The 8,843-nt window shown below is 74.0% G+C and carries 13 protein-coding genes and 1 pseudogene; 7 read left to right on the top strand and 7 right to left on the bottom strand.

Going from position 1 to position 8,843, the window contains the following annotated elements; genetic code table 11:
- Window positions 1-279, bottom strand: a 279-nt coding sequence (locus ABD353_RS38530) for a helix-turn-helix domain-containing protein (protein ID WP_344628396.1), incomplete at its 3' end; no start/stop codon positions are given.
- Window positions 280-370: 91 nt separating this feature from the next.
- On the opposite strand from ABD353_RS38530, the gene ABD353_RS38525 reads away from it, so the two are divergent.
- The gene (locus ABD353_RS38525) at window positions 371-817 is read left to right on the top strand and encodes an anthrone oxygenase family protein (RefSeq protein ID WP_344628395.1); all 447 of its coding nucleotides are present in this window, start codon (window positions 371-373) and stop codon (window positions 815-817) included.
- Between the two features lie 48 nt (window positions 818-865).
- Here the strand turns inward: ABD353_RS38525 and ABD353_RS38520 are convergent, their stop codons facing one another.
- Window positions 866-1,312, bottom strand: coding sequence for a MarR family winged helix-turn-helix transcriptional regulator (locus ABD353_RS38520; RefSeq protein WP_344628394.1), 447 nt, complete (start codon window positions 1,310-1,312; stop codon window positions 866-868).
- 59 nt (window positions 1,313-1,371) lie between these two features.
- On the opposite strand from ABD353_RS38520, the gene ABD353_RS38515 reads away from it, so the two are divergent.
- Both ABD353_RS38515 and ABD353_RS38510 read left to right on the top strand, forming a co-directional pair.
- The gene (locus ABD353_RS38515) at window positions 1,372-1,722 is read left to right on the top strand and encodes a hypothetical protein (protein ID WP_344628393.1); all 351 of its coding nucleotides are present in this window, start codon (window positions 1,372-1,374) and stop codon (window positions 1,720-1,722) included.
- Window positions 1,719-2,027, top strand: coding sequence for a DUF2568 domain-containing protein (locus ABD353_RS38510; RefSeq protein WP_344628392.1), 309 nt, complete (start codon window positions 1,719-1,721; stop codon window positions 2,025-2,027). Before ABD353_RS38515 ends, ABD353_RS38510 begins: the two co-directional genes overlap by 4 nt.
- A gap of 58 nt (window positions 2,028-2,085) precedes the next feature.
- On the opposite strand, the gene ABD353_RS38505 is transcribed toward ABD353_RS38510, so the two are convergent.
- Window positions 2,086-2,283: a hypothetical protein gene (locus ABD353_RS38505; protein ID WP_344628391.1), complete on the bottom strand. Its 198-nt coding sequence runs from the start codon at window positions 2,281-2,283 to the stop codon at window positions 2,086-2,088.
- A gap of 189 nt (window positions 2,284-2,472) precedes the next feature.
- Between ABD353_RS38505 and ABD353_RS38500 the strand changes: the two genes are divergently transcribed.
- The gene (locus ABD353_RS38500) at window positions 2,473-2,667 is read left to right on the top strand and encodes a hypothetical protein (RefSeq protein WP_344628390.1); all 195 of its coding nucleotides are present in this window, start codon (window positions 2,473-2,475) and stop codon (window positions 2,665-2,667) included.
- A gap of 175 nt (window positions 2,668-2,842) precedes the next feature.
- Window positions 2,843-3,829, top strand: a complete 987-nt coding sequence (locus tag ABD353_RS38495; protein WP_344628389.1) for an aldo/keto reductase — start codon at window positions 2,843-2,845, stop codon at window positions 3,827-3,829.
- A 95-nt stretch (window positions 3,830-3,924) separates the two neighbouring features.
- Here ABD353_RS38495 and ABD353_RS38490 read toward each other — a convergent pair whose 3' ends face one another.
- The gene (locus tag ABD353_RS38490) at window positions 3,925-4,470 is read right to left on the bottom strand and encodes a hypothetical protein (protein ID WP_344628388.1); all 546 of its coding nucleotides are present in this window, start codon (window positions 4,468-4,470) and stop codon (window positions 3,925-3,927) included.
- A gap of 272 nt (window positions 4,471-4,742) precedes the next feature.
- Between ABD353_RS38490 and ABD353_RS38485 the strand changes: the two genes are divergently transcribed.
- Window positions 4,743-5,495, top strand: coding sequence for a hypothetical protein (locus tag ABD353_RS38485; RefSeq protein ID WP_344628387.1), 753 nt, complete (start codon window positions 4,743-4,745; stop codon window positions 5,493-5,495).
- Window positions 5,496-5,543: 48 nt separating this feature from the next.
- Here the strand turns inward: ABD353_RS38485 and ABD353_RS38480 are convergent, their stop codons facing one another.
- From ABD353_RS38480 to ABD353_RS38470, 3 genes are all read right to left on the bottom strand, one after another.
- Window positions 5,544-6,188, bottom strand: a complete 645-nt coding sequence (locus ABD353_RS38480) for a carbohydrate binding domain-containing protein (protein WP_344628386.1) — start codon at window positions 6,186-6,188, stop codon at window positions 5,544-5,546.
- A 222-nt stretch (window positions 6,189-6,410) separates the two neighbouring features.
- A complete protein-coding gene (locus ABD353_RS38475; RefSeq protein ID WP_344628385.1) occupies window positions 6,411-6,947 on the bottom strand; it encodes a COG4315 family predicted lipoprotein in 537 nt (178 codons plus the stop codon).
- Between the two features lie 129 nt (window positions 6,948-7,076).
- Window positions 7,077-7,592 (bottom strand): DUF6529 family protein, encoded by a 516-nt coding sequence (locus ABD353_RS38470; protein WP_425555339.1) that lies wholly within the window; start codon window positions 7,590-7,592, stop codon window positions 7,077-7,079.
- A 341-nt stretch (window positions 7,593-7,933) separates the two neighbouring features.
- On the opposite strand from ABD353_RS38470, the pseudogene ABD353_RS38465 reads away from it, so the two are divergent.
- Window positions 7,934-8,843 (top strand): annotated as a pseudogene (locus ABD353_RS38465) (hydrolase); the annotation flags it as partial.

Genomic DNA, 8,843 nt, shown 5'->3' with positions numbered 1-8,843 from the left:
GGGCCCCGCCCCCCGCGCCCGCGGCCCCTCCCCGGCGCCCGCCGCGGCCCGCACCGCGACGGCCATCTCGGCGGCACCGTCGAGGGCGACGGCGCCGATGATCTCGCGCTTGCCGCGGAAATGGCTGTAGAGGACGGGCTGGCTGTACTCGATGCGCTCGGCGAGCCGACGGGTGGTGACCGCGTCCCACCCCTGCTGCTCGGCGAGTTCACGGGCCGTGGCCACGATGAGGCGTTCGCGGTCCGCCCGTTCGCGTTCCTTGCGTTGCTGTACCGACATGCTCCGATCCTAGCATCGCTAGACAATCGAGCGGCAGCAGTACTAGCGTTGCCTCATCGGCTAGCAATGCTAGATTCCAGGAGGGGTCGTCATGCTCCACGCGCTCGAGGTCTTCACCACCGTGGCCGTCGGTCTGATGGTGGGGGTGGAGTTCTCCGTCGCCTTCGTCATGAACCCGATCTTCAAAGCACTTCCCGAGGAGAGCCGGGTGCTGGGCCGCGCCCACGGGGGCCGGATGCTCGGCGCCGTGATGCCCGTCTGGTACATCGGCTCGCTCGTCCTCAGCGTCGTCTGGGCCGTCGCCGGGCGGCACCACCAGGGCACCGGCCTGGTCGTCACCGCCGCCGCACTGCTGATCGTCAGCGTGGTGATGTCGCTCCTGCTGCTCGTCCCGATCAACAACCGGAGCAAGACCTGGACCGGTGAGAACCGGCCCGAGGACTGGGAGGAGCAGGGGGACCGCTGGGACCGCTACCACTACGTCCGCGTCGCCGTCCTCATCGGCGCCTTCACCCTGCTGGTCGCCGCCCTCGCCTGAACCCGCGGCGCAGAACGTGCACGTACGGGCGCCCTTTGAGGCCGCGCCCTAGCGCGGGACGTGCTGTTCGCCGAGCGTGCGCAGGCCGCGGGTGAGTGCGGTGCGCTGCGGTTCGGTGAGCCCCGCGGTCAGTTCGGCGTCCGCGGCCTCGGCGGCCTCCGCGCAGCGGGCGAGCAGCCGTCGGCCCTCGGCGGTGAGGGTGAGGACCTGGCGGCGGCGGTCCTCCGGGTCGCGGACGCGTTCGACCGCGCCGAGTTCCTGGAGCTGGTCGGCGAGTGCCACGATCAGGCTGGGGGCGACGCCGAGGCGGGTGGCCAGCTCCTGTTGCGAGGCGGCGGATCCGGCGTCGAGTGCGGCCAACAGGCCGGCGTGCTTGGGCTTGAGTCCGAGCTCCTCGACCCGGTCGGCGAAGCGGTCGGACGCCAGGGCGCCGAGGGTGCCCAGGTTGAAGACGATCGTGGCGCGCAGTGCCGCCGCTCCCTTGACATCGCTCATGACGAGAATGGTACCGTCCTCATATCGTTCGAAGCTCGAATGATTCAGGGGGAGTCGGAATGGACGTTCTGTCGGCGGCCAACGCACTGGCCGCACTGGTGAGCGCGGGATCGAGCGTGGCGGGGGTGCTGCGCCCGGGCCTGGGGCTGCCCGAGGGCGAGCCGGTCACGGCCGGGGCGCACGTGTACGCCCGGGCGTACGCCGCGCGGGCCGTGCCCCTGGGGGTGGCGACCGCGGTGGCGGTGACCGCGGGCGGCGCGGCGGTGGCCTGGCCGATGCTGCTGGTGTCCGGTCTGGCGCAGGTGGGGGACTCGGCGATCGGCTTCCGGCAGCGCAACCTCGGCATGGGCTTCGGGGCCGGCGCGTTCGCGGTGCTGCACCTGGTCTCCGCCTGGTGGGTGGCCCGGTGAACGGGGTGACGGCGGTCGACGTCCTGGCGTTCGGCGCCGAGCTGGCCGTCTACGCGGCGGCCGGCTGGTGGGCGTGGCGCAGGCCCGGCCGGCGCGTCGTGCGGCTGGTCGCCGCCGCGGCGTCGGTGGCCGGACTCGCCCTGCTGTGGGGGTGGTTCGCGGCACCCACGGCCGACCACCCGCTGCACGGGGCGGCCCGGGTGGCGTTCGAGTTCTGCTGGTTCGGTGCGGGTGCGGCGGCCGCGTTCCGTGCGGCCACCGCGAGGTCGCGGATGTCCGGAGGGCCCGGCCGGCCGGGGCGTTGAGCGTGTCGCCGTCCGGCCCGCCCGAAATCGGCCACCGGGCGGGCGCGGGACGGGGGGCTCACCCTGTGGGGTCCCCCATGTGCGACATCCCGACGCCGATGAGGCCTGCCAGCAGGGCGAGGACCGCCACCACGATCACGACCGCGGCCAGTGCCGCGAAGCGGACCTTCTCCCGGAGCGAGCTCTCGGGCCGCGCGATCCCGACACCGTCCTCCGGCTGCGGCGGCGTCCACAGCTCTCCCCACATCTGGCCCATGTGCTCCGTCCCTTCCGATCGGCCGTCGCCACCATGATCCGGAACGCCGGCGGGGCGCGGCCTGAGTGCCCGTACTCAATTCCCGGGACGGGAGCGGGGCGGGCCGAAGGTCGAGCGGCAGGACGGTGGCGGATGTCGTCGCCGCTCTGGGACGATCGCCGGGCCGTCGGAAGATCATGGGGAGGAAACATGGCCGGAGTGGTCTTGCTCGGTCTGCTGGTGCTCGCCGCCGCAGGGGCGGTCTGTGTGGTGTGGGCCGCGCGCGGCGCGCCGCGCGGGGTCCGCGCCGTCGCGGCCGTGACGATCGTCGCGGGCGAGGTGCTGCAACAGCTCGACGCGGGCCGGGGCCGCCGCCCGAAGCGGTCGGGCGGCGACGGCGACTGAGGCGCGCCGCGCCGTCGCATCCCGTGGCGAGGTCCGCCCGGCGGGCGCCGGCCCGCTCCCGTACGGGGCGCGCCGCCTCGGGCCGGAGGTCTGGACCATTTGACTTCGAGTGCACTCCAGCAACCAAACTGTCGCCCGCGGGCCGCAGTTGGCGGTCCGTGGGAGGAGAACTGGCATGCAGTACCGCACGATCGGCACCGACCCGAAGACCCGCCGCGAGGTCAGTGTGCTCAGCCTCGGCGCCATGCTGATGGGAACGCTGACCGACGAGGCCACCTCGTTCGCCGTGCTGGACCGCTACGTCGAGGCCGGCGGTACGTTCATCGACACCGCCAACAACTACGCCTACTGGATCGACGGCAGCCAGGGCGGCGCGAGCGAGGAGCTCATCGGCCGCTGGCGCCGCAGCCGGGGCATCACCGACGAGGTGGTGATCGCCACCAAGCTCGGCGCCCGGCCGCTCGCGCCCGGCACCGGCTACGTGGAGAACGGCGAGGGACTGTCGGCCGAGATCATCAGGGAGCAGTCCGAGCGGAGCCGGCAGCGGCTCGGCGTCGAGAAGCTCGACCTGCTGTACGCGCACATCGAGGACACCCGGGTGCCGCTGGCCGAGACGGTCGAGGCCTTCGGCGCACTGGTGGACGAAGGGTCCGTGGGCCTGCTGGGCGTCAGCAACCACTGGAGCTGGCGGATCGAGCGGGCCCGCAACCTCGCGGCGGCGGCCGGGCTGCCCGGGTACGAGGTGCTCCAGTACAGCCACAGCTACTTCCGCCGGCGGGCCGACCTGCCAGGCGCACTCAGCCCCGACGGCGACCAGGGCGCGGTTGCGGGCGACCTGCTGGCCTACGTCCGGGAGAACCCCTCGCTCGCACTGGTCGCGTACTCGCCGCTGCTCGGCGGCGGCTACGTCCGGGCGGACAAGCCGCTCGGTGCGGCCTTCGAGCATGCCGGCACCCCCGCCCGGCGGGCCGCGCTGACCGCGGTGGCGGCCGAGACCGGAGCCACCGTCAACCAGGTGGTGCTGGCCTGGCTGATCGGCGGCGAGGTCCCGGTCGTCCCGCTGGTCGGTGCCTCCTCGGTGGCCCAGCTGGACGAGAGCCTGGCCGCCCTCGACCTCACCCTGACGGCCGACCAGCGGGCCAGGCTCGACGCCGCCCACTGACCGGCGTCACGGGTGCGCCGCGGCAGCCCGGGCCCTGACCGGGAGCCGGACCGGGAGCCGGACCGGGAGCCGGACCGGTCGGCCGGGGGCGGTCGTCAGTCCTCGCCGGTGGCGACGACCACCACCGCGTGGCCGTTGCCGATGCCGACGACGGCCGCGTCGAAGGTGGCCTCGCTGACCGGCGCCCAGTGGACGTTGCCCGTGGCGCCCTCCCGGTAGGCGGCGTAGCCGTTGGCCCGCCAGTCGGCGCCGGGCCCGAGCAGGTCGACGAGACCCCGGGCGACCGCCTCCGCGACGGGCCGCAGGCCGCCTTCGCCGGTGCGGTACACGAGGTCGCGCAGGAGCGTGGCCGCGGTCCACGGGACGATCTCCCCGGGCGGGATCCCGATCTTGAGGGCCGCGTCCATCCGCGCGGGGTCGCGGGGCCCGCCGTGGCCGTGCCGGCAGTCCCGGCAGTGCACCGCGAGCAGGCCGGTGGGCTCCAGCACGTCCCAGCAGAGCTGCCCGTGGCTGCGGCCGTCGTCGGGCCCGAGGTGGACGACGCGGTGCCGCGACGCCCCCAGTTCGGCGAGCCACGTCGCGAGGTCGGGATCGGGCCCGAGGTCGTACGGCTCCGGTCGAAGCCCGAAGGAGAGGTCCATGCATGCCCCCGTGGGACCGCGCGGGCGCCGCGCGGCCGATGGTGTCCGACGGCCGCCGGTCCGGCGGCCCGCCAGGTAGGACGGCCTCCGGCGCCGTGGCGTTCCGGATCGCGGGGACTCCGTCGGTCCGCCCGTTCGGCCTCCGCGGGCCGGAGCGGCCCGGCGGTTCCTTCACCCGGCCGGCCGCGCGCCCTCCGCCCGATCGTGTGGCGCGTCCGCAATCCGTGGTGGCGGTGGTTGCGCGGCCGCGGTCCGGACGCGATAAGGGACGCATGGCGCACACTGTCGAGAACGCGGACGTCGAGATCAAGGTCACCGTGTCCGGCGAGGCGACCGCGGAGGCCTGCGGGACGCTGGAGCTGGACCCCGAGGACGGGAGGCACCGCACCGTCCACTTCTGGGACAGTCCGCGCCGCAGCAACGGCGGCGTCGAGTTGCCGCTGCTGGACGACGGCCTGGTGATCCGTCTGCGGAAGACCAAGAAGTCGGACAAGGACGATCTGACGGTGAAGCTCCGCCCCTGCGACCCCGACCGGCTCCCCGTCGGTTGGCGGACGCCGCAGGAACAGGAGGAGTGGGAGTTCAAGATCGAGGAGGACTGGACCGGCCGCAACCGCGTCTGGGCCGCCTCGCTGAAGGCGGACGGGGACTACGGCCGGCCGACCACCGACGACGGGCAGTCCGGCCAGCCCGAACTGACCGACGAGCAGCGCGACCTGCTCGACCGCGCGGGCTTCGGCTGCGACCGGCTGAAGGACCTGGTGGCGCTCGGCCCGATCGGCTCCGTCCAGTGGAAGCCCTCGCTGCGGGACCTGATCCACCCGGTCACCGCCGAACTCTGGACGGTCGCCGACCAGGGGCTCAGCTTCCTCGAACTCTCCGTCCGCACCGGCCCCGCGGAGGCCTCCGCCGCGCAGGAGCTGCTCGTCCGGACGCTGCGGGACCGCGGCCTGCGCGTCTCCGACCGCCCGGAGTCCAAGACCCGCACCGCCATGACCGCCCTTGCCCGCGCGATGTCCCGCTGAGCGGTCCGCGGGCGCCCGCTCCGCCCGGGACGGGCAGCCGACGGGCCGTCAGGGCAGGTAGGTGCGCATGCAGCTGGGGGACGGCGAGGGGGAGGCCGGGCCGCCGCTCGGGGTCTGCGGGACCGTCCCGGACCCGCCGCACGGGTTCGGGGCGACGCCGGGCCCGGTGAAGGACATCCACCGCACGTCGTAGGGCCCCTGCCCGTACCAGCCGTGGACGAACACGGTCAGCTCGGTGGTGTCCGCCCCCGTGGTCACGCGCACCGACAGTCCGTTCCAGTCGCTCCGGTCCGACCACGTGGCGACGGTCTCCGCGCCGCTGCCGGACGCCCCGACGAACACGTACGGGCCGCGCACCGAGGCGGTCAGCGTGTAGCTGGAGTTCGGCTGCACCCGGACCCGCTGGGTGCAGCCCGCGTAGCTGTCGGCGGTCGGCCGGCCCGAGACGTAGTGCTCGTGCGGGACGGTGCTGTGCGAGGTGGTCGGCTCGCAGTCCCAGATCCACGGGTACGAGTCGAAGCCCCCGTTGACGATCAGTTGGACGTCCGGCAGCGCCGCCGTCGCCGAGGGGGCCGGTCCGAGGGTGGCGCCGGCCAGTGCGAGTGCCGCGGCAGCGAGGCCGGCGGGCAGGCCGTGGCGGCCGGGCCGGCGGGTCGGACGGGGCCGACGGGTCGGACGAGTGGGTGCACGCATGCCGTCTCCGAGTCAGGAGTTCCGATGGGCTGCGGTGCAAGGGAGTGGTCCACACCATGGTGGACGGCGCCCGCCGTCGTCAAGGAGGCGCGGGCCGCCGGGCTGTCGGGGCGCCGGGAGGCGCGGGCGGGCGGGGCGGGCGGATCCGGCCGGGTGGATCCGCCCGGGCCGCGGGGACGGTCACCGCGGATCGGCCGCGCCCGCTGCGCGCGCCCCGGGAGCTCAGTCGTTGTCGATCTTGTTGCCGCTGGCGTCGAGGACGTACCAGCCGGCGCCGAACGCCTTGGAGCCCTCGCCCGTCGTGTCACCGGGCTTGTGGTCGCCGGCGTAGTAGTAGAGCGGGTGGCCGTGGTAGGTGACCTCGGTGCGGTGGTCGGCCCGGGTGATGGTGCCCAGGTCGGCGGCGTTGACCCCGGTGCCCGGCTGCGGGGCGCCGGTGGTGGTCAGCGGCGGCCACGCGACGGCACAGGCGCCGTCGCAGGCGGACATCGACGGGCTGTCCTTCTCGAAGAGGTACAGCGTGCGCCCCTGGCTGTCGGTCAGGATCTTCCCGAGGTCCGAGTCGTGCACCACGACCGCGGTGCCGGTGGCGCCGGACTGGCCCGAGGACTGGGACCCGGGAGTGGGCGAGGCGGAGGCCGGCGGGTAGGCGTTGGCCGGTGCCGCGGCGGACTTCGAGCCGCCGCCGCTGCTGCCGCAGGCCGCGGCTCCCAGGGCGAGGGCGGGCAGCAGCGCCGCCGCCCAGATGAGGCGTCGCATGGTCGACTCTCCTTTCGGCAGACCTCCGGCCCCGGGGTGGCGGCCGGGCGAGTCGTACACCCTCCAGTACGTGGCGCAGGGGGCCGGCGTTCACCCGGGCACGATCGGGTTCGGGAGATCCGCCGGTGATCACAGGCCGGGGGCCGCGTAGCCGTTGAGGTACCAGAGCGCGCCCGTGTACCAGAGCAGGCCGATCGCGCAGACCAGCACGCCCCCGGCGAGCGGCAGCATCCAGCCGGGCAGCCGGCGGTTGCGCACCACGATCACCTTGGCCACGAACGCGCCGTACAGCACGCAGCCGGTGATCGAGTGCAGTGCCACCCGGGGGCTGTTCAGCTGCACCCCGTAGGTGGCCAGGCAGTGCTGGGCGATCGGCAGCGAGAGCAGGAAGGCGAGCAGCCCGGTCACCCGGTGGACGGGCGGGACGGGCCTCGGTGCCGGGCGGGGCGCGCCCGGCAGCCGTCCGTACATCCACAGCGCGAGGAGCAGCTGGACCAGTGCCAGGCCGAACAGCGCGCTGCCCAGTCGGGCCTTCAGCCGGGTGGCGTCGTCGCCCTCCCGGCCGAACAGGCCGCTGGTGTAGTCGGGCGTGAGGGTGCGGCCGTACCAGTAGACGCCGAGCGCGACGGCCACCGGCACGAGCATCCACAGCAGCACCTGCCACGGCCGGTACCGCGGCGGGTCATGGGAGACGGGTGGTCGCATCGGGACTCCTCGGGACGGTCGGTCGTGCCGCCCACATCTGCCACAGGCCCCGGCTCCACATCCATCAGGCGCGCCGACCGGACGAGAAGATCCCCCGTCGGCGGAGCGCGCCGCGGCGGGGGAGCACCGCTCCTTCCGGGATCCCCGCAGGGCGTCGACGCGACGTGTTCCGTTCAAGCTGCGATCACCCGGACATGACACCGTGAGGCCGCGCCTACGCGCGTAGCGCGCACCAGCTGTTACCTCCCTGGCACGAGGAGTGCTGACCCGTGATCAGATCCATGAACACCGCCCGCCCGCTGGCCCTCGCCGCCGCCGCGCTGGTCGTCCTCGCCGGTGCGGGCGCCGTGCCGCACCGGGCCGCAGCGGCCGGGACCGCGGCCACACGGACCCCGGCCGCCGGGGCCGCCGCCGCGGCGAGCACCCCGAAGCGGATCCTGTTCGACAACAGCAAGGCCGAGACCGCCGGCAACGCCGACTGGATCATCTCCACCAGCCAGCCCGACCCGCTCGGCCAGAACGCCGACCCCGGCACCGAGACCTCGTGGACGGGCGCCCTCTCCGCCTGGGGCGTGGCCCTCCGGAAGACCGGCCGGTACAGCCTGAAGACCCTCCCCGCCGGGTCCACCATCACCTACGGCACCGGCGGCGCGCTCGATCTCGCCAACTTCGACGAGTTCGTGCTGCCCGAGCCCAACATCCGGCTCACCGACGCCGAGAAGACCGCCGTGATGACGTTCGTCCAGCACGGCGGCGGCCTGTTCCTGATCTCCGACCACACCGTCAGCGACCGCAACAACGACGGCTGGGACTCCCCGGCGATCATCAACGACCTGATGACCACCAACAGCGTCGACAGCACCGACCCGTTCGGGTTCTCCGTCGACCTGCTGAACATCGCCAACGAGAACCCGCGCGCCGTCACCGACACCACCGACCCGGTGCTGAACGGCGCCTTCGGCACGGTCACCGGCTCCATCATCCGCAACGGCACCACCTTCACCCTCAAGCCCGCCGACAACCCGGCGGTCAAGGGCCTCGTCTACCGCAGCGGCTACAGCGGCACCACCGGCGCCTTCTTCGCGACCTCCGCCTTCGGCAGCGGCCGGGTCGCGATCTGGGGCGACAGCTCGCCCATCGACGACGGCACCGGCCAGTCCGGCAACACCCTGTACGACGGCTGGAACGACC

This window comes from Kitasatospora arboriphila (genome assembly GCF_039528095.1).
GTDB lineage: Bacteria > Actinomycetota > Actinomycetes > Streptomycetales > Streptomycetaceae > Kitasatospora > Kitasatospora arboriphila.
This window is presented reverse-complemented; position numbering and strand designations above follow the sequence as displayed.

What these genes read in the sequence shown, in the direction of transcription:
- ABD353_RS38485 (WP_344628387.1), top strand. Translation starts at nt 4,743, where the DNA reads ATGGCGCACACTGTCGAGAACGCGGACGTCGAGATCAAGGTCACCGTG.
- ABD353_RS38495 (WP_344628389.1), top strand. Translation starts at nt 2,843, where the DNA reads ATGCAGTACCGCACGATCGGCACCGACCCGAAGACCCGCCGCGAGGTC.
- ABD353_RS38515 (WP_344628393.1), top strand. Translation starts at nt 1,372, where the DNA reads ATGGACGTTCTGTCGGCGGCCAACGCACTGGCCGCACTGGTGAGCGCG.
- ABD353_RS38500 (WP_344628390.1), top strand. Translation starts at nt 2,473, where the DNA reads ATGGCCGGAGTGGTCTTGCTCGGTCTGCTGGTGCTCGCCGCCGCAGGG.
- ABD353_RS38480 (WP_344628386.1), bottom strand. Translation starts at nt 6,188, where the DNA reads ATGCGTGCACCCACTCGTCCGACCCGTCGGCCCCGTCCGACCCGCCGG.
- ABD353_RS38490 (WP_344628388.1), bottom strand. Translation starts at nt 4,470, where the DNA reads ATGGACCTCTCCTTCGGGCTTCGACCGGAGCCGTACGACCTCGGGCCC.
- ABD353_RS38470 (WP_425555339.1), bottom strand. Translation starts at nt 7,592, where the DNA reads ATGCTCGTGCCGGTGGCCGTCGCGCTCGGCGTCTACTGGTACGGCCGC.
- ABD353_RS38475 (WP_344628385.1), bottom strand. Translation starts at nt 6,947, where the DNA reads ATGCGACGCCTCATCTGGGCGGCGGCGCTGCTGCCCGCCCTCGCCCTG.
- ABD353_RS38520 (WP_344628394.1), bottom strand. Translation starts at nt 1,312, where the DNA reads ATGAGCGATGTCAAGGGAGCGGCGGCACTGCGCGCCACGATCGTCTTC.
- ABD353_RS38505 (WP_344628391.1), bottom strand. Translation starts at nt 2,283, where the DNA reads ATGGGCCAGATGTGGGGAGAGCTGTGGACGCCGCCGCAGCCGGAGGAC.
- ABD353_RS38525 (WP_344628395.1), top strand. Translation starts at nt 371, where the DNA reads ATGCTCCACGCGCTCGAGGTCTTCACCACCGTGGCCGTCGGTCTGATG.